The 18,085-nt window shown below is 62.5% G+C and carries 16 protein-coding genes; 6 read left to right on the top strand and 10 right to left on the bottom strand.

What is annotated here, in order from left to right:
* Positions 1–768, bottom strand: a complete 768-nt coding sequence (locus FNB15_RS19340) for an SDR family NAD(P)-dependent oxidoreductase (RefSeq protein WP_144258292.1) — start codon at positions 766–768, stop codon at positions 1–3.
* An 83-nt stretch (positions 769–851) separates the two neighbouring features.
* Between FNB15_RS19340 and FNB15_RS19335 the strand changes: the two genes are divergently transcribed.
* Positions 852–1,730, top strand: coding sequence for a YicC/YloC family endoribonuclease (locus FNB15_RS19335; protein ID WP_185973624.1), 879 nt, complete (start codon positions 852–854; stop codon positions 1,728–1,730).
* Positions 1,720–2,364 carry a guanylate kinase gene (gene gmk / locus FNB15_RS19330; protein WP_144258290.1) on the top strand — a complete coding sequence of 215 codons (645 nt, stop codon included), beginning with the start codon at positions 1,720–1,722 and terminating at the stop codon, positions 2,362–2,364. The genes FNB15_RS19335 and gmk overlap by 11 nt, the downstream gene beginning before the upstream one ends.
* Here gmk and rsmA read toward each other — a convergent pair whose 3' ends face one another.
* The 6 genes from rsmA to lptF are packed head-to-tail and all read right to left on the bottom strand — an operon-like array spanning position 2,365 to position 9,839.
* Positions 2,365–3,189: a 16S rRNA (adenine(1518)-N(6)/adenine(1519)-N(6))-dimethyltransferase RsmA gene (gene rsmA, locus FNB15_RS19325; protein ID WP_144258289.1), complete on the bottom strand. Its 825-nt coding sequence runs from the start codon at positions 3,187–3,189 to the stop codon at positions 2,365–2,367.
* Positions 3,176–4,231 carry a 4-hydroxythreonine-4-phosphate dehydrogenase PdxA gene (gene pdxA / locus FNB15_RS19320; RefSeq protein ID WP_144258288.1) on the bottom strand — a complete coding sequence of 352 codons (1,056 nt, stop codon included), beginning with the start codon at positions 4,229–4,231 and terminating at the stop codon, positions 3,176–3,178. The genes rsmA and pdxA overlap by 14 nt, the downstream gene beginning before the upstream one ends.
* Positions 4,209–5,459, bottom strand: a complete 1,251-nt coding sequence (locus FNB15_RS19315) for a peptidylprolyl isomerase (protein WP_144258287.1) — start codon at positions 5,457–5,459, stop codon at positions 4,209–4,211. The genes pdxA and FNB15_RS19315 overlap by 23 nt, the downstream gene beginning before the upstream one ends.
* A gap of 8 nt (positions 5,460–5,467) precedes the next feature.
* Positions 5,468–7,648 carry an LPS-assembly protein LptD gene (locus FNB15_RS19310; protein ID WP_144258286.1) on the bottom strand — a complete coding sequence of 727 codons (2,181 nt, stop codon included), beginning with the start codon at positions 7,646–7,648 and terminating at the stop codon, positions 5,468–5,470.
* Positions 7,645–8,739, bottom strand: coding sequence for an LPS export ABC transporter permease LptG (gene lptG / locus FNB15_RS19305; RefSeq protein ID WP_144258285.1), 1,095 nt, complete (start codon positions 8,737–8,739; stop codon positions 7,645–7,647). Before lptG ends, FNB15_RS19310 begins: the two co-directional genes overlap by 4 nt.
* A complete protein-coding gene (gene lptF, locus FNB15_RS19300; protein WP_144258284.1) occupies positions 8,739–9,839 on the bottom strand; it encodes an LPS export ABC transporter permease LptF in 1,101 nt (366 codons plus the stop codon). The genes lptG and lptF overlap by 1 nt, the downstream gene beginning before the upstream one ends.
* 177 nt (positions 9,840–10,016) lie before the next feature.
* Between lptF and FNB15_RS19295 the strand changes: the two genes are divergently transcribed.
* Both FNB15_RS19295 and FNB15_RS19290 read left to right on the top strand, forming a co-directional pair.
* Positions 10,017–11,531: a leucyl aminopeptidase gene (locus FNB15_RS19295; protein WP_144258283.1), complete on the top strand. Its 1,515-nt coding sequence runs from the start codon at positions 10,017–10,019 to the stop codon at positions 11,529–11,531.
* A complete protein-coding gene (locus FNB15_RS19290; protein ID WP_144258282.1) occupies positions 11,532–11,990 on the top strand; it encodes a DNA polymerase III subunit chi in 459 nt (152 codons plus the stop codon).
* Positions 11,991–11,994: 4 nt separating this feature from the next.
* Here FNB15_RS19290 and FNB15_RS19285 read toward each other — a convergent pair whose 3' ends face one another.
* Positions 11,995–13,929 carry an ABC-F family ATP-binding cassette domain-containing protein gene (locus FNB15_RS19285; protein WP_144258281.1) on the bottom strand — a complete coding sequence of 645 codons (1,935 nt, stop codon included), beginning with the start codon at positions 13,927–13,929 and terminating at the stop codon, positions 11,995–11,997.
* A 132-nt stretch (positions 13,930–14,061) separates the two neighbouring features.
* Here FNB15_RS19285 and ndk point away from each other — a divergent pair, with 132 nt between their 5' ends.
* Positions 14,062–14,484 carry a nucleoside-diphosphate kinase gene (gene ndk, locus FNB15_RS19280; RefSeq protein ID WP_144258280.1) on the top strand — a complete coding sequence of 141 codons (423 nt, stop codon included), beginning with the start codon at positions 14,062–14,064 and terminating at the stop codon, positions 14,482–14,484.
* Positions 14,485–15,014: 530 nt separating this feature from the next.
* Positions 15,015–15,776 carry a hypothetical protein gene (locus FNB15_RS19275; RefSeq protein ID WP_144258279.1) on the top strand — a complete coding sequence of 254 codons (762 nt, stop codon included), beginning with the start codon at positions 15,015–15,017 and terminating at the stop codon, positions 15,774–15,776.
* A 106-nt stretch (positions 15,777–15,882) separates the two neighbouring features.
* Here the strand turns inward: FNB15_RS19275 and FNB15_RS19270 are convergent, their stop codons facing one another.
* Together FNB15_RS19270 and FNB15_RS19265 are read right to left on the bottom strand one after the other, a co-directional pair.
* A complete protein-coding gene (locus FNB15_RS19270) occupies positions 15,883–17,355 on the bottom strand; it encodes an SAM-dependent methyltransferase (RefSeq protein ID WP_144258278.1) in 1,473 nt (490 codons plus the stop codon).
* On the bottom strand, positions 17,352–18,011 hold the full coding sequence (locus FNB15_RS19265; RefSeq protein WP_221932684.1) for a type II restriction-modification system restriction endonuclease: 660 nt from the start codon (positions 18,009–18,011) through the stop codon (positions 17,352–17,354). Before FNB15_RS19265 ends, FNB15_RS19270 begins: the two co-directional genes overlap by 4 nt.
* Between the last annotated feature and the right edge of the window lie 74 nt (positions 18,012–18,085).

Below are 18,085 nucleotides of genomic sequence, written 5' to 3'. Positions count from 1 at the left end.
TCAGTTCTTCGCCGGACTGCGGCGCAGCACCCAGTCGAGCAGCGGATACGGCAGCATTCCAAGCAGCCGCACCATCGCCAGCATCGGCCAGGGAAACGCGATACGCCCCTGATCACGCGCCAGACCATCCGCAATGATGCGGGCGGCGCGCTGCTCGTCCATCAGGAAGGGCATCGGGAATGTGTTGCGCGCGGTCATGCGCGTGGTGACGAAGCCGGGGCAGATCGACGAGACGCGCACGCCTTCGCGCGCCAGCCGGCCGCGCAGTTCCTCGGCATAGGCGCGGGCGAAATGCTTGGTCGCGGAATAGGGCACCGCACCCGGCATGGCAAGGAAGCCGGCGATCGAGGCGACAATGGCGATCTGGCCGCTGCGCTGCTGCACCATCACCGGGATCGCCGGGTTCACTGTGTTCAGCACGCCGTCGATATTCACGCTGGTGATCGCGCGGATATAAGCATCGAAGTCGGCCCAGTCCTTGAAGCCGCCAGATACGCCGGCATTGGCGATCACCAGGTCGAGACGCGATCTGGCCGCGACCTTTGCGATGAAGGCCTGCATGCCGGCATGGTCGGTGACGGGCACGGTTTCGGCTTCCACGGCCGCGCCGCGCTGGCGGCAGGCTTCGGCGACGGCCTCCAGGCGAGTCGCATCACGGCCGGTCAGCGCCAGCAGCACGCCGGGGCGGGCATACAGCTCGGCCAGCGCCTGGCCGATTCCGCTCGAGGCCCCGGTGATGACGATTCCCGAAAGCTCTGTCTGCTCCATGACCTGGCCTCGACCCCCTGAGTGTTTTTCACTATAGTGCAGCGCACCGTAGCATTTTCGGGGGAATCGTGTCGCTTGTCAGCATGACTGGCTTCGCTCGTGTCGATGGACGCGCCGGCAACAAAGCCTGGATCTGGGAACTGAAGTCGGTCAACGGCCGCGGCCTTGAGCTGCGCTTTCGCCTGCCGCCGGGCTTCGACAGCATCGAGGCCGATCTGCGCAGTCAGGCGCAGGCCAGACTGGTGCGCGGCAACATCAATCTCAATCTGCAGCTTGTCGAAAGTGCGGATGCTGCGCCGAACTATCGGCTGAACGAGGCGCTGCTCGAACAACTGCTGGCGATGGCCGGTAAGCTGGAATCGCGCGGCGTCGGTGCGCCGCGTCTGGATGGCCTGCTGGCCGTGCGCGGCGTGGTCGAGCCGGTCGGCAGCATCGCCGAGGATGAAGAGGCCCGCGCGTCGCTGGAAGCCGCGCTGAAACAAAGTTTCACTGAGGCCCTCGACAAACTGGTACAGAGCCGCGATGCCGAAGGCGCCAAGCTGGCCGAGGTGCTGGGCGGGCAGTTCAATGAAATTGCGGTGCTGACCGGGCGCGCCAGCGAAGTCGAGGCCGTACGGCCCGAAGGCCTGCGCCGCCGCCTGCAGACGCAGCTGTCGGAACTGCTGGCGCAGAATCCGCCGGTCGCCGAAGACCGTCTGGCGCAGGAACTCGCGCTGCAGGTCACACGGCTGGACGTGCGCGAGGAACTGGACCGCCTGCGGGCGCATGTCGCCTCCGCGCAGGGTCTGCTGAAGGGCGACGCCAAGGGCGTGGGCCGCAAGCTCGACTTCCTGATGCAGGAATTCAACCGCGAGGCCAACACGCTCTGCTCCAAGGCCTTCGATGCCGGACTGACTGCGATTGGCCTTGATCTGAAACTGGTGATCGACCGTTTGCGCGAGCAGGCCCAGAATGTCGAGTAAGGCTGTTTCGATTGCCCGGCGTGGCTTGATGCTGGTGCTGTCCTCGCCCTCGGGCGCCGGCAAGACCACGATCTCGCGCCGCCTGCTGGCCGAAGACCCGGACCTGCATCTCTCGGTCTCTGTGACGACGCGGGCGCGCCGTCCGGGTGAGGTGGACGGCACGCATTATCACTTCATCAGTTCGGAAGATTTCGGCCTGATGGTGAACCGCCAGGAGCTGCTCGAACACGCCAAGGTGTTCGACTATTACTACGGCACGCCGAAAGAGCAGGTCGAGAAGCGGCTGTCGGCCGGGCAGGACATCCTGTTCGACATCGACTGGCAGGGCACGCAGCAGCTGCGCCAGCGCGCGCGCGACGATCTGGTCAGCGTCTTCATTTTGCCGCCGTCCACCCGCGACCTGGAAAAGCGGCTGCATACCCGCGCGCAGGATTCCGCCGAAGTCGTGGCCAAGCGCATGTCGAAGGCAGCTGACGAGATCAGCCACTGGGCGGAATACGACTACGTGGTGATCAACGAGGATGTCGAACACTGCTTGGCGCAGGTGCATGCCATCCTGCGCGCCGAGCGGCTGAAGCGGCATCGCGGCGTCGGCCTGGTCGATTTCGTCAAGACGCTGCGCGAGGGTCGCTGATTACATCAGCCTCGCGAGCGCGCAGAACTCTTCGATAGAGAGCGTTTCCGCGCGGCGGGTCGGATCGATGCCAGCCTGCCCCAGTTTCGCATCGGCATCCGGCCACAGCGGCTTGAGCGCGGCGCGCAGCATCTTGCGGCGCTGGTTGAAGGCCGCTGCTGTCACGCGTTCCAGCTTGGCGGGTTCGGCTTCGGCCAGCGGTTTGGTGCGCGGCGTCAGTTCCACAATGGTGGACGTCACCTTGGGTGCCGGGACGAAAGCCTGCGGGCCGATATCGAACAGCATGCGCACTTCGGCGCGCCACTGCGCCGCCACGGCCAGCCGGCCATAGGTCTTGCCGCCGGGTTTGGCCGCCAGCCGCTCGGCGACTTCCTTCTGCACCAGAACCGTGATGCGCGTGAAATTCTGCGCCTGCGCCAGCCAGCCAAGCAGCAGCGGCGTGGCGATGTTGTAGGGCAGGTTGGCGACCACCTGCCATGGCGGCGGCGCCAGCGCGGCGAAATCGGTTTCCAGCGCGTCGCCGGCATGCACGACGAGGCGGCCGTCGGCTGCGGCAATCACATCCTGCAGCGCAGCGATACAGCGGTCGTCGCGCTCGACGGCGATCACTCTGGGCGCGCCTTCCAGCAGCAGCGCGCGGGTCAGCCCACCGGGACCGGGGCCGATCTCGACGACGGTGGCATCCGTCCATGGCATAGCGGAACGGGCGATCTTGCGGGTCAGATTAAGGTCGAGCAGGAAATTCTGTCCGAGCGACTTGCGCGCGGCCAGCTCGTGCTGCGCGATCACCTCGCGCAGCGGCGGCAGCGCTTCAACCTTGGACATCAATGCGATGCTTCGCCATCGTGGCTGCCATCTTCAGCGCGGCGATCAGGCTGTCGGGTTTGGCAATCCCCTTGCCGGCGATATCGAATGCCGTGCCATGATCGGGCGAGGTGCGGATGATCGGCAGGCCGAGCGTGACATTCACGCCGCTGTCGAAATCCAGCGTCTTGATCGGGATCAGCGCCTGGTCGTGATACATGCAGATCGCGGCGTCGTAAGTCTCGCGCGCCTCGGCATGAAACATGGTGTCGGGCGGCAGCGGCCCGCGCGCGTCGATGCCCATGCTACGCAGGCGCGCGACGGCGGGCGCCACGATGGCGGCGTCTTCCTCGCCCATGCTGCGGCTTTCGCCGGCATGCGGGTTGAGACCAGCCAGCGCCAGCCGCGGCTTTGGGATGCCGAACCTGTCGCGCAGGTCGGCTGCCGTGATCCGCGCCGTCTCCACGATCAGGTCGGCATCGAGCAGGTCAATGGCACGCTTCAGCGCCACGTGGATGGTGACGGGCACGACACGCAGCCTGTCGGAGGCCAGCATCATCACCGGACGCGGCGCATCGCAAAGCGCCGCCAGGAATTCGGTATGGCCGGGATGGCTGAAGCCGGCGTCGTAGAGTGCCGCCTTGTGGATTGGATTGGTGACCAGCGCAGCCACCTTGCCATTGCTGCAGAGCGTGACCGCGAGTTCGATGGCATGCAGCACGGCGGGGGCGTTGCGGCGATCCGGGATGCCGGGCTGCGGGATGGCCGGCAGAGGCACCGGCAGCACCGGCAGCGCGCGGTCGAACACATCGAGCGCCGCCTCGGGCTCGGAGATGGCCTCGATCGGCACCTTCCAGCCATGCAGGGCCGCAATCGCTTTCAGGCGCTCGGGGTCGTCCAGCATCAGGAAGGGGGGGAGGCCAGCTTCGCGTCGGCGCAACCAGGCCTGCAGGGCGATCTCGCCACCGATGCCGGCCGGTTCGCCCATGGTCAGGGCGATGGGCAAAACTGCGGCCGGCGCCGCGCTGGTGGACTGCGCCTTATCGGAATTCAATGGTGGCATCGCGGCGCAACTCGCGAATGTAACGCTGGGCCATCAACTCGGCGCGACGCGACAGAATGTTCTGGCGCACTTCGTTGCGGTTCAGGCCGGAGGCTTCCTGCCTGCCGCACAGGGTGAAGATATGCACCGCGCGGGTGGCCCGCACCGGCTCCGAGGTCTGGTTGATGTCGAGCGGGGCGACCGCCTGGCGGAAGCTCTCCGGCAGATCGCCCATCCGCAGCGTCCCCAGGCTGCCCGAACCGGGCGCGTCGTAGCGGCCCGCCACAGGTTCCACGTCATCGCAGGTCCGGATCTCGCCGCGCGCCTGGCGCGCCTTGGCGATGGCGGCATCCGCTTCGGCCTGCGGCGCTTCGGCGGCCAGCGGGATCAGCAACTGCTTCAGCGTGACGCGATTTTCTTCGATACCCGGCAGCGAGATGCGACGGCGGTCGCGCAGCGCCACGATCTGCCAGCCGCCCACGGTGCGGATCGGCTCCGAGAGCTGGCCCTTGTCCAGCTTGGCGATGGCAGCCTCGATTTCCTCGTTCAGGGTACCGCGCTGCACCCAGCCGACATCGCCGCCGTTGACTGCGGTGGTGCCGCGGCTGAACTGGCGGGCGAGGGCGGGGAAATTGGCGCCGCCACGCAGCTGTTCGATGATGCGCTGTGCCAGCTGACGCTGCGGTTCTTCCTGATCGGGGCTGTCGACCGGCACCAGGATTTCCGAGATCAGCTCTTCGGTCTGGCCGACATTGGCGCGCAGCTTGGCGACCGCTTCGTCGATTTCCTGCTCGGTCACGGAGGTCTGGGCGCTGGTGCGGGCGCGCACCATGCGGCTCCAGGTCAGCTCGGTACGGATCTGGCCGGCGACTGCCGTGGGGTCGATGCCGCCGCGACGAATGAATTCGTCGAAGCGACCCGGCGGGATGTTCATCTGGCGCTCGACGGCGCCGATCGCCGCATCGACATCCTGCTGACTGACATTGATGTTGCGGCGCTTGGCTTCCTGCATCTGCAACCGGTCATCGACCAGCGAGCGCAGCGCCTGTTCACGGACGGCCCGCAGGATTTCCGGATTGTTATCCGGCAGGCGGGTAGTGGCCATGATGATACGCATGCGTTCGTTGAGATCGCGTTGCGAAACGACCTCATCATTGATCAGCGCAACAATGCGTTGCTGATCCTGTGCCAGGACCGGTGTGGCGGTCAGACAGCCAAGAATGAGAGTGAGGGCGATCAGGCGGTGCATGGGCAGACTCAATTGAACGAGGCGATCCTGAAGCGGACACCGATGACGGTATCAGGCTGAATATCGCGATTGACCGTAAACGTCCGCTCGGCGAACAGGATGATGTCGAAACACTCGTCAGTATAGCGCAGACCGAGGAAGTTCAGCAAAGATCCGTCATCCCGAAGATCGCGGGTATGGCGGATTTCCGTGGCCCAGTATTTGCTCAGCTGCATGCGGACGGTCGCGGAAATCGCTTCCTGCCGCTCATTCTGCCGCAGATAGTCGGTATTCACCAGATCGGCGTAAGATACGGTGAAGTTGTTGGTCGATGTGCCGAGCGTGGCGCCCATTTCATGGCGACGCACATCCAGGTTGCTGTTCTGCGCAAGTCTGACGCGGTCAACCAGCTGGATATAGCGGCCAGGCGAAACGGTCAGACGGCCAACATAATCGGAGAACTGGTCGCGCAGGCCTGAAGCTTCGGTGAAAGTGTCATCGGTCTTGGCGCGCAGCGACTGACCAGCCAGAAATTCAACATGGCCATTGTTTTCGCCATAGGCGGCCATGCGGACACCATAATTCAGCTTCGGTCCGCCATCCCAGCGATCGTAGCCCGGGAAACGGCTGAGCGAGAAGAGATTGGTTTCATCGAATTCGAAGCTGACCGAATCCTCGTTCGGGATATCGCTGCGATTGCCGCCATAGGGACTGATCACGCCCATCACAATCGGCTCGACGAGCTGGCGCATGCGGCCGGCATCGCGCACCATCGGATAGCGCCAATCCAGCGCCACCGCCGGCAGGACGCGGCCAGTCATATTCGCTCCGTCGGTCGAACCCGGCACCATGCTCTGGCTGACATTGTCGGACCAGTAGCCGTCAGCGCGCATCATCGCGGTGGCGGTGAAGACCTCGCCGCTTGGCGCGTAGTAGGGCTGCGACCACGAGACCGTTGAGGTCAGGCGGCGCATGTCGGGTCCTTCGCTGCGCGACAGCGAAACCATGTTGGCATCCAGGCCCCAGCGGCCGCCGTAATCGCCGGGCTCGAAAACCGCCGAATAGTCCATCACGGGAACAGCAATGGGCACGGTGCTGTTGCGTACGCGCTCCAGCGTGTTCTGGAAGGCAAAGGCATTCACGCTGGCGAAGTGACGGTTGTTGATCGCCTCGCCATACACGCGGCTGACCAGGGTGTTGCCGCTGGGGCGATCCTGGATTGAGTAGCGACTCAGATAGGTGTCGTCAGTCGAGCGCAGGATATTGGCGCCGTAAGTGATGTCGTCGGTGGCGCGGAAGGCGGCGTTGGCGCGGATATGTCCGCGCGTATCGTTGGAGGCATCTTCGTCCGCCACGCTGCCGTCGAGCTGGATTTCGCCCTTGGCAAAGCGCTGGCGGTAGTCAGCACCGATGAACGGGCCCTGCCGCGTCGAATATTGCGGCGTCACGGTCAGGTCGCTGGTGTCGTCGATCGCGTAGAAATACGGAACCTGCACCGCACTCTGGAAGAATGAGCTGCTGGTATAGCGCGGCGGCAGGAAACCGCTGCGGCGGTTCACTGTCGGATCCGGATGGCTGAAATAGGGAGAATACAGGATCGGAATGCCGAAAAGCTCAAAGACCGCGTCGCGGTATTTGATTTCCTGTTCCGATTCATTGTGCTCGACTTCGCGGCCCTTGATCTGCCACAGCGGTGCCCGCGTCGGATCGCTTTCGCACAGTGAGCAGGTGCTGTAGACCGCCTTTTTCATGATCGTGCGGTTGCCGTCCTTGCGTTCGGCCTGCGCGGCAGCGCCACGCGACATGTCATTCAGCAGGAATGAGATGTCGCGGATGAACCCGTTCCGCATGCCGCCGGTCAGTTCCATGTAATTGGCGAAGATGACGGTACCATTCTCCTCCAGCAGCGAGACGTTGCCGCTGGCCGTCACCTTGTCGTCACGCTCGCTGTAGCTGACCATATCGGCCAGCAGCGTGCGGCCGCCCTGCGACAGTTCGACCTTGCCCTCGGCCCGGATGAGGCCAAGGTTCTGGTCGTAGTTCAGCTGGTCAGCCGTCATCAGCACGGGCTCACCTGACCCGGCGGTGGGCGCGGCGCTGCCTGCGGCAGGTTGAGATTGCGGCTGGATCTGGGCCTGGCTCTGTGCGGCATAGCTCAGCAGCAATGCAATGATTGCTGCCTGCAGCAGTCCCCCCCTTCGTGCGTTCATCCGTCCTCCAGATGGAACAGCAGCGAAATTCCCAGCATGACGAAAACCACAGTGGGGGCCCAGGCGGCCAGCGGCACTGGCAAGGTGCCGTTGAGACCGAATGGCTGCATTAATTCGACCGTGAAATACAGCAGGAAGCCGGCGGCAACGCCGCCTGCCAGCATGGCGCCGATGCCGCCGCGCCGGGTCAGGCGCAGGCTGAAGCTGGCGGCGATCAGCAGCATGGCGCAGAGCAGGACGGGCGAGGCGAGCAGCGTGTAGAAATGCAGGCGATGGCGCATCGCCGAGAAGCCCGCGTTTTCCAGCGTGCTGATGAACGACGGCAGTTCCCAGAACGAGATCGTTGCCGGCGAGGCAAAGCTTTCCTGGATGCGATCGAAGGTCAGTGTGGTCGGCACCGTCAGAAGCTCGTGGCGTTCTGCGGCGCGGTCGGGGTAGCTGACCACGGCCTTCTGCAGCCGCCACTGGCCGGCTTCGAGCAGTGCCACGGCGGCATCGATCCGCTTCACGAACTTGTCGCGGCCTTCGTAGTAGAACAGGATTGCGTCGCGCAGCTCGACGCCTTGCTGCGCCACGCGCAGAGCATGCACCACCACCTGTCCATTGGCGTCGGCTTCACGCAGCCACAGGCCGCCAGACGACACCGCCAGCATGCTGGTGCGGCCGCGCATCACCTTGGCGTCGATATTTTCGTAGCGCGACAGCATGGCGGCGCTGAGAGGATTGTAAACCGTGACCAGGAAGACCCCGAGCAGCAACGACAGCGCGATGCCAGGGAACAGGAACTGCCAGACCGAAACGCCGGCGGCGCGGCTGACCGTCAGTTCCTGCGACCGGGTCAGGCGGCTGAGCGCCAGCATGCCGCCGAACAGGACAGCGAAGGGAAACAGCTTGGTCATCAGCGACGGCAGCTTGAGCACCGACATTTCGAGTACCAGGCCGAGCGACGCATCGGCACGGCCGCTGGCGCGGCGCAGCAGTTCCACGGTGTCGAAACTGAACGCCAGCACGGCCAGCACGGTCAGGACCGTGAGGATCGCCGCAAAGAAGTGGCGCCCGAAATAGAGCGATAGCGTCAGCGACTGTCGCATCAGGCCGTCCGCAGCCGGCGGACCGGCTCACGCAATGCATAAATGGCTGCGGCCATCGTCAGCACGGGCACCAGATACATCAGCGGCACCAGTGGCAGGTTTTTGACCGAGAGCTGAGTGACGCTCAGACTGAGAACCTGCACCAGGATGGCAATGGCGGCACCGAGGATCAGGCGCTGGCCATGGCCGCGCCGGTTGAATTCGCCACCGATCACGCTGGCGATCGCGATCAGGATCAGTGCCGGAGCATAGAGAGGTGTCGCCAGCCGGCGATGGCCCTCGACGATCAGCTTGGCATACTGGTTCACGTCGTCGGCGTTGCTCATATCGGGATTGAACAGCTCGTGCAGATATCGCTCGGACGGTTCGCGCCAGCCCTGCCCTTCCTTGTTCGCATAACTGTCGAGGTCGAGGCTGTAATTGTCGAAATACAGCAGTGACAGCGACTTGTGCTCGGCATCGACCTGCTGGCGGTTGCCGTTCACCATGTACAGTCGCGGGCCCAGGTCTGTGCGCACCAGTGTGGCGCGCTCGGCCAGCATGGTCACCGGGCTGGCGGAATTGCGGTTGTCGTGCACCAGCACGCCCAGCATGTCGCCATTGCTGTCGCGTTCGCGGATGTAGACGGTCAGGTTGGCGGTTGGCGTGTTGAATACGCCTTCCAGCAGCGCCATGCCGGCGAGGTCGTTGCGGAATTCATACTGCGTGGCGCGCAGGGTGCGCGAGCCGAGCGGCATCAGGAAAAGCAGGATCACATACATTGCCACCATCACGACGGCTGAGATGTAGAGCGCCGGGCGCGCCAGCGACAGCCGGCTGAACCCCGCCGCCGACAGCACGATCATCTCGGAATCGCTGGCCAGCCGGTGGAAGGCATAGAGCGCGGCGCAGAAGCCGGCGACCGGCAGGATGATGGCCACGATGCTGGGCAGGACCAGCATGGTCAGATAGAGGAAATCGTCGAAGGCGAGGTTGTTGTTGACGATGCGGTCGATGAAGCGGAGCGACTGGGTCAGCCAGATCACCCCGGTCAGGGTGAGGGTGGCAAAACCGAGCGGCCAGGCGATCTGGCGCATGATGTAGAGAACGACCCCGCGCATGGCGCGCAGTATAGCGATTCCGCCCCCTGCCGCCACAGCCTCGGCTCGAAAAGAACGACTTGGTCCACAAGGCAGATTCGGCGATTCGGCCGGTCTGTGCCGATTGATTGGCCAAGGTCCGGGCCGCTATAGTCCTTGGCCAGTCCAACACCCATTTTCCGCCCGGATTGGAGCATCATGAAAATCGAGATCGTCGACAGCAAAACCCCGAAACGCGGCAGCCTGGTCCTTGTCGTGGGCGAGGGGCGCCAGCTCGGTTCGTTCGGCCAGCAGGTCGACAAGGCCTGCGGCGGTGCGCTGGGCAAGGCCATGGCGGCCGCGGCGCGGTTTTCCGGCGGCAAGGGCCAGTGGCTCGAGGTGCTGGCACCAGGTGGCGGTTCGGGCGGCGGCCTGAACCGGGTGCTGCTGGCCGGCCTGGGCAAGACCACCGAGGTCAAGGCTGTCGCCTATGAGGCGGTGGGCGCCGACGCGGTGAAGCGGCTGGCGACGGCGGGCGAGACCGAGCTGGCCATCGGGGCCGAGGTGCTGAAGGGCACCATGCTGCCGGCCGGCGAGGCCGCGGCGCGCGCCGCCCTGGGCGCCCGGCTCGGCGGTTACCGCTTCGACAAATACCGCACAAAAATGAAGGACCGCGAGAAGCCGACGCTGAAGACGGTCAACGTGCTGACCCAGGCCGCTCCGGCGGCGAAAAAGCTGCATGCCCCGCTCGACAAGCTGGCGGCGGGCGTGGAGATCACCCGCAACCTGGTGACCGAGCCGGCCAACATCATCTATCCGGAAAGCATGGCGGCTGAATGCCGCAAGCTGACCAAGCTCGGCGTCAAGGTCGAGGTGCTGGGCGAGCGCGAGATGAAGAAGCTCGGCATGGGCGCGCTGCTCGGCGTCGGCCAGGGCTCGGAGCGCGAGTCCAAGCTGGTCGTGATGCACTGGAACGGCGGCAAGAAGGGCGGCAAGCCCGTCAGCTTCGTCGGCAAGGGCGTCTGCTTCGACACCGGCGGCATTTCGATCAAGCCGGCCGGCGGCATGGAAGAGATGAAGTGGGATATGGCCGGCGCCGGCGCCGTCGTCGGCACCATGGCGGCCCTTGCCGGCCGCAAGGCCAAGGTGAATGCGGTGGGCGTGGTGGCGCTGGTGGAAAACATGCCGTCCGGCACCGCGCAGCGTCCGGGCGACGTGGTCACGTCCATGTCCGGGCAAACCATCGAGGTATTGAATACCGATGCCGAAGGCCGCCTGATCCTGTGCGACGCCATGTGGTACACGCAGCAGCGTTTCAAGCCGCAGTTCATGGTCGACCTCGCCACGCTGACCGGCGCGATCATCATCTCGCTGGGCCATGAGCATGCCGGCCTGTTCTCGAACAACGACCGCCTGTCGGAGCAGCTGGCCGCCGCCGGCAAGTCGGAAGACGAGCTGCTGTGGCGCATGCCGCTCAGCGAGGCTTACGACGAGGGCCTGAAGTCGCCGATCGCCGACATGCAGAATATCGCGGGCCCCGGCTTCGGCGCCGGCTCGATCACGGCGGCGCAGTTCCTGCAGCGCTTTGTCATCGACAAGACGCCCTGGGCGCATCTGGACATCGCCGGCGTGGCCTGGAGCAAGAAGGACAAGGCGACGGTGCCGAAGGGCGCCACCGGCTTTGGCGTCCGCCTGCTCAACCGCCTCGTCGCCGATCACTACGAAGATCGCTGAGTGGCCGAACTGCTGTTCTACCATCTGACCCGGCGGCGCCTTGAACAGGTGCTGCCGGAGCTTTTGGAAAAGACGCTGCAGAAGGGCTGGAAGGCTGTCGTCAAGGGCGGCAGCGAGGAACGCATCCAGGCGCTGAACGGCGAGCTGTGGACCTATGGCCGCAACAGCTTTTTGCCGCATGGCATCAAGCCGGACGGCTTCGCGGAAAAGCAGCCGATCTATCTCACCGTCGAGGACGAGCGGCCCAACCAGGCCGACGTGCTGTTCCTGGTCGACGGCGCCGATGCCACGGATGTCTCGGCTTATACCCGCGTCTGCGACCTGTTCGACGGCAATGACGATGCCGCCGTGGATGCCGCGCGGCAGCGCTGGAAACGCGCGAAAGACGCCGGCCACAAGCTGACCTACTGGCAGCAGAACGAAGACACCGGCGGCTGGATCAAGAAGGCCGAAGGCTAACGCCTTACGCCGCCTCGGCCTGCGCGGTTTCGAGTTTCGCCTGCGCGTCGAGCCAGGCTTCTTCCGCCGTCTCCAGCTGCTTCACCAACTCGCCATGCTGCTTCTGCAGTTCACTCTGCTTCGCCGCGCTCATCTTCGTGTAGGTGTCGGGATCGGCCAGCGTCGCATCCAGCCGCGTCTTCTCGGCATTGAGTTTGGCCATCGCCTTTTCGGCTGCCTGCACGGCGATGCGCAACGGCGCCAGCGCCTGACGCGCGGCGGCCGCCGCCTTGCGGTCTGCCTTGCGGTCGGCGGAGGCATCCACGGCCTTGCCGCCACCGCCGCCGCCTTTCAGCTTCACCGTCGAGGCCGTGGCGCGGCGCTTCTCGGCCAGCAGTCTGGCGTAATCGTCGAGGTCGCCGTCGAAGTCTTTCACGGTGCCGTCGCCGACCAGCCAGAAGCGGTCCGCGCAGGCCTCGGCCATATGGCGATCATGGCTGACCAGGATGACGGCGCCCTTGAATTCGTTCACCGCCTGCACCAGCGCGTCGCGCGTGTCCATGTCGAGATGGTTGGTCGGTTCGTCGAGGATCAGCAGATGCGGCGCATGATGCGTGACCATGGCAAACAGCAGCCGCGCGCGCTCGCCGCCCGACAGCTTGCCGGCCGCGGTCTGCGCCTTGTCGCGCACGAGGCCGAAGCTGCCCAGCTTGGTGCGCATCTGTTCGATAGTGGCATTCGGCAGCAGGTCGAGCATGTGTTCGACCGGCGTGCGGTTTTCGTCCAGCACGTCGTCCTGGTCCTGCGCGAAATAGCCGATGCGCAGCTTGCCGCTTTTCTGCAGCTTGCCGCCCTGCGGCTTCAGCGTGCCGGCGAGAATCTTGGCCAGCGTCGACTTGCCGTTGCCGTTGGCACCCAGCATGGCGATGCGGTCTTCCATGTCGATGCGCAGATCGAGGTTGCGCAGCACCGGCTTGTCGGCGGCATACCCGGCGGTCAGATGATCCAGCACGATCAGCGGCGGCGGCAGTTCTTCCGGATCGGGCAGGCGGAAGATCACGGTGGGATCTTCAATGGCGGCCACGATCGGCTGCATCTTGGCCAGCATCTTGATGCGGCTCTGCGCCTGACGCGCTTTGGAGGCCGAGGCGCGGAAGCGCGCGACGAAGGCTTCCATATGCTTGCGCTGTTCGGCCTGGCGCGTGGCAAAGGCCGTCTGCTGCTCCATGCGGAGCCGCCGCTCGGTCTCGAAAGTGTCGTAGTTGCCGCGATAGAGAACGAGCTTGGTGTTGTCGATATGCAGGATGTGTTCGATCGCGCTGTTCAGGAAATGCCGGTCATGGCTGATCAGCAGGAAGGTGCGCGGATAGGTTTTCAGGTAGCTTTCGAGCCAGAGCGAGGCTTCGAGATCGAGATGGTTGGTCGGCTCATCCAGCAGCAGCAGATCCGGCTGGGCAAACAGACAGCCGGCCAGCGCCACGCGCATGCGCCAGCCGCCCGAGAAGGAATCCAGCGGACGGTTCTGCGCGGCTTCGTCAAAGCCCAGTCCCGCCAGGATGACGGCGGCGCGCGCCGGCGCGGTATGGGCGTCGATCTCGGCCAGTCGCATATGCACCGCGGCGATGCGCTCGGCGTCTTCCATGCTGGTGGCGTCTTCGAGTTCTTCCGCCTCGATCAGCAGCGCCTCGCGCTCGGCATCGGCGGCCAGCACATAGGCGATCGGCGTCTGCTCGCCGCCCGGCGGTTCCTGCGGCAGCTTGGCGATCTTGCAGTCGTTGGGCAGTTCGACGCTGCCGGTTTCGGTCTGCAATTCGCCGGTGATGATCTTGAACAGCGTCGATTTGCCGGTGCCATTACGCCCGACCAGGCCGACTTTATGCCCGGCCGGGATCACGGCCGAGACATGGTCCAGCAGCACACGGCCGGCAATCCGGTAGGTCAGGTCGCGAAAAGACAGCATTCAGAACAACTTAACTTGGCTGGCCGGGGAGGGCTGGCGGGGTTTGGGAGGGCCGGGACGGTTGCAGGTCCTCGGCGGAGCCTCTATATACCCGCCACCGATTTTTAGCCAAGACCTAAAGGACCCATGATCATGGCGATTGAACGCACTTTCTCGATCATCAAGCCGGACGCGACCCGCCGCAACCTGACTGGCGCGATCAATGCCAAGATCGAGGCCGCCGGCCTGCGCATCGTGGCGCAGAAGCGCATCCACATGAGCAAGGCCCAGGCCGAGAGCTTCTACGGCGTGCACAGCGCCCGTCCGTTCTTCAACGACCTAGTGTCGTTCATGATCTCGGGCCCGGTCGTCGTGCAGGTGCTGGAAGGCGAAGGCGCCATTGCCAAGTACCGCGACGTGATGGGCGCGACCAACCCGGCCAATGCCGCCGCCGGCACCATCCGCAAGGATTTCGCCGAGAGCATCGAAGCCAACTCGGTACACGGCTCGGACGCCGCCGAAACGGCTGCGGTGGAAATCGCCTACTTCTTCGCCGGCACCGAGATCGTCGGCTAAAGACATCTTTTCAGTCTCCGGACTGAGCGAAGGCCCGGCAGCACTGCCGGGCCTTTTTTTGTTTGTGACCTGCCGCTGAGGCGGCTGCTCCAGCCACACCAGAGATCGTCATCCTCCGCCTTGCGCCGAGGATCCATCCCAACCCTCCGCGCATCGGCCGGTGCATATTGGCTCGGGCCGAGGGTGACGGACGGAGCAGCGGCGGCAGTGATATCACTGATATCAAATCGACCTCGTTTTGCTTCGGTGGTGTTCGCTGGCGTTCGTGGCGGTTCGTTTGATGCTCGTTTGGGTTCGCCGGAGTTCGTGCGTGTTCGCGGCGGTTCGTACGCGTTCGTGGCGGTTCGTACGCGTTCGTGGCGGTTCGGGCTGTGGGGCCACAGTGAATGCACCTGTATGCGACGCATCCGTTCCGTCCACCTTGCCAGATTGCCGATTGACAAACAGAACATTTATGGTACATAAATATAGGATTAAAGTCTATGTGATTCTGTCCATTCATTCTGTGGCCCGCCATCCCGGAGCGCGACATGAGCCTGCAGTCCGTCCTTGAGCAGACCCGTCCTTTTCGCTTTCCCGGCACCGCTGTCCGCGTCACGCCGAAAGGGGATATCGCGTCGCCCGAGATCGTGAAGGCGCAGCCCTACCTGCGGCCCAGCGTGCTGGGCCGGTCGGTCTGCCTCAGCCCGCTGGACTGGACGCGGTTCACCACCGCGCTGCAGGAGGCGTTCCCTGATGCGCTGTACAGCCGCAGCGTGAGCCTCGCGGAATTGACCCGCGCCGCGCCGCCGAAGCTGCGCCTGGAGCACAGCCTGCGGCTGAGCGATCCGCAGGCTGCGACGCAGATGCATTTCGGTCCGGAGACGGAGCTGATCCTGAAACGGCAACTGGGCTGGCAGGTCGCCAGCGAAGGCCTGTTCTGGCCGCAGATCACGCTGGGCCGGCCGATGGCGCCGCTGCCGGCCGATGAGCGCGGGCCGGAGCGTCTGCGCGAGGCACAGATCCTGATCCACACGGCGCCGCATCACCAAGGCCATGCGCGGTTCGCGCGGCAGATGTGGCGGCTGCTGGCGCGGTTCACTGCGAACGCGCGGGTAGTGCTGGTGCGCTATCCCGATTACGAGCTGTTGCCACAGGTGCCGGGCGCGTCCTCATCCGGTCTGTGGATCGGCCATGACGCGCTGCGCTGGGCGCACGAGAACCCGACGCGGCTGCTGGCCTATGAACGCTCACGCCTGTCGCCGCGCGCAGCGGATGTTCTGGGATACGGCTATCGGCCGGCAGAGGAATAAGTGGTGGGAGTGATGGTTGGTGGCTCGCACGATCAATCACCCACCGCAGCCATAAACGCCAATATCTAGGTCCCGATGTTGGCAAGTATGCCTCAGTAACGTCGTCTTACTCCGCTGCAGAGCTGCGAGTGAGCTTTAATAGAGGTTCGACACTGGTGCTTGGTGACCAACGAACAGAATTTAAAATGCTCGTTTTTATCGGACGTTTCTCATCCCAGAAAATGAGAGACTCTAGAAGAGCATTGATTGGTTTTGAGTTGAGGCTCGAATATGCAGCAACCGCCTCGGCCTCAGTTTCAAACGAGACATAATATACGGTGTCATCAAACATTACCGGCCGGCCATCAATCGGCCCCACTAACCTAAAACGTAGTGATTTATAAAGAGCGCATATCGCTATTCGCCAAGGACGGAACGAATAATCGCCTATACCAAAAATCGAAAAGCGCGGGTTTTTTTTGTATATCGTGCTTCCCCGGCCATCAAGGTAATTTGCATGTTTGATTAAGTACGACCAAGTTAAGGGCGCTTGCGTTTCGATCGAGTTAGTTTGTTCGCCAACGTGTCTCTGTGTCACGAGGACATATTTCTCGCGCCAAGTTTTATCGCTACCTACGTCGGAGCCCTTAAGAAGTGGAAATAGAAAACGATCTTCTAATGATACTTCTTCTCCGAGACCGTTTTTATATCGGCCTCCTGAGCGGATAAACTCCATTACCGATGACGCATCATGCTTGATGCCGGAGCGCCATTTTTGGTCGCTTGTCCCGAGCCAATCCAAATGGCGATTAAACGCCTCTAAGTCGCGAACAACCATACCGAGTCGAGTGCCAACGCGGCGCCCAATTTTGTCGTTAAAGTCTTGATATACGGTATAGTCGTAACAGGTGTCTTTCTCGGGGTCCAAGTTGATTACTAAAAGGCAAGCATCGACCGACGCGGCAAAGTTCTTCTTTGCATCAATTTGAATTATGTAAGCGTCACTAACTGAATCCTGTCGGCGCTGTGCGTGGGCCATCACTTTGCGTGCCACAGCAGTCTTGACTAGCATCGCGATATGCGCGTGGCGCCCTTTTAACCAACGCAAAACGTCAATCAGCATCCATTCCGAAATATCAAAATTTGCTTTACCGCTAATCGCATCGAAACCAGAGAAGTTCAGGAAGTTTGATTTTTCAGGCAGATTATTGCCGCCTATAAGGCCTTGAGCTGCATTAGTTACCCAAGGAAAATTCCCTACAACGAGTATGCTGCCTGTTAATTGGTCTAAGTCAGATTGCCAACCGTGTGTAAAAAAATTGGCTTGGCGGACTGAATATTTAGTTGGCTCTTTAATGTTGGAAATTCTTTCCCGTAAAATCTGTAAATACTCAGGATTGATTTCGTATCCGCAAATATGAGCCGCATCCGGAAATTTAGATGCAGCTGCAATGACGAAAGCCCCCAATCCGCATGTTGGTTCGATAACTACATCAGGGCTCACACCATCCGCGGCTAGTCTGGTGCACACCTGGATAGCCAGCGCATCTGGCGTCTGAAAGTCGCCATACTCTATGCGCCGATTGGTCTCAGGATTCATATGCGCTCAATGCCCTTATATATGGATCTAATTCCCGCTTGCTCGCCAGCCTTCTCAATCACTCGTCCATACTGCAGTCGCCACTGTAGGGCGTTTGATATAGTTAGATAACCCTGCTCCGGCTTGTTCTTTAAAATCTCGTCTGCGAGATTTTTCAGTTCTATTTCATCCACCGGCAAGTTCTTCTCGGACATGAAAGCCATAAGGTCTTCCGTGTTGCCTTCATTTTCGAGAATTCCCCGAATGCCCTTAGTCATTTGGAAATCGGCAGTTCTTTGCTGTTCAACAAAGATGGTGTCGGTCATGCGCAATATGGCGGTCTTGTTTACAGGGTCGTCAAACTTGTCGTAAACAAAAACAATAAGGCCATAACCAAGACCATAAATTTTCTGTCTTGCAGATTTAAACGGACATGAGGACTGCGGTTGTCGAATACTGGTAACTTTCATATCGACGCCGAGGTCGGGAAAGTCCACGCCGTTCGCAGAGTTCCCTTTGACGAACTCGTACCTCTCTTGAAGAAAAACGCGAAACTTATGTTCAAGATAAGTTCCTACGGCCTTACCGTCTGTAACTCCAAAAAGACTCGGTTCTGGATGCTTAGCTTCGATAACTGAAAAATTCGCGGCTTCTACGCAAAGAAGATCAATGCTCAATGGAATTTTCGTCACAGCAATCCCCCGATTCGCCAGTATTTAAATTGGTAGCACAGATCGGTCCTCTCTCAGAG

The sequence above is a fragment of the Ferrovibrio terrae genome (genome assembly GCF_007197755.1).
Lineage (GTDB): Bacteria > Pseudomonadota > Alphaproteobacteria > Ferrovibrionales > Ferrovibrionaceae > Ferrovibrio > Ferrovibrio terrae.
Note: the sequence above shows the minus strand (reverse complement) of the source record. Positions and strands in the feature narration are given on the sequence as shown.

Coding starts and splice junctions, on each gene's coding strand:
- FNB15_RS19275 (WP_144258279.1), top strand. CDS start 15,015: ATGAGCCTGCAGTCCGTCCTTGAGCAGACCCGTCCTTTTCGCTTTCCC.
- rsmA (WP_144258289.1), bottom strand. CDS start 3,189: ATGTCCAAGGTTGAAGCGCTGCCGCCGCTGCGCGAGGTGATCGCGCAG.
- FNB15_RS19340 (WP_144258292.1), bottom strand. CDS start 768: ATGGAGCAGACAGAGCTTTCGGGAATCGTCATCACCGGGGCCTCGAGC.
- pdxA (WP_144258288.1), bottom strand. CDS start 4,231: ATGCCACCATTGAATTCCGATAAGGCGCAGTCCACCAGCGCGGCGCCG.
- lptF (WP_144258284.1), bottom strand. CDS start 9,839: ATGCGCGGGGTCGTTCTCTACATCATGCGCCAGATCGCCTGGCCGCTC.
- ndk (WP_144258280.1), top strand. CDS start 14,062: ATGGCGATTGAACGCACTTTCTCGATCATCAAGCCGGACGCGACCCGC.
- FNB15_RS19335 (WP_185973624.1), top strand. CDS start 852: ATGACTGGCTTCGCTCGTGTCGATGGACGCGCCGGCAACAAAGCCTGG.
- lptG (WP_144258285.1), bottom strand. CDS start 8,739: ATGCGACAGTCGCTGACGCTATCGCTCTATTTCGGGCGCCACTTCTTT.
- FNB15_RS19270 (WP_144258278.1), bottom strand. CDS start 17,355: ATGAATCCTGAGACCAATCGGCGCATAGAGTATGGCGACTTTCAGACG.
- FNB15_RS19295 (WP_144258283.1), top strand. CDS start 10,017: ATGAAAATCGAGATCGTCGACAGCAAAACCCCGAAACGCGGCAGCCTG.
- FNB15_RS19310 (WP_144258286.1), bottom strand. CDS start 7,648: ATGAACGCACGAAGGGGGGGACTGCTGCAGGCAGCAATCATTGCATTG.
- FNB15_RS19315 (WP_144258287.1), bottom strand. CDS start 5,459: ATGCACCGCCTGATCGCCCTCACTCTCATTCTTGGCTGTCTGACCGCC.
- gmk (WP_144258290.1), top strand. CDS start 1,720: ATGTCGAGTAAGGCTGTTTCGATTGCCCGGCGTGGCTTGATGCTGGTG.
- FNB15_RS19285 (WP_144258281.1), bottom strand. CDS start 13,929: ATGCTGTCTTTTCGCGACCTGACCTACCGGATTGCCGGCCGTGTGCTG.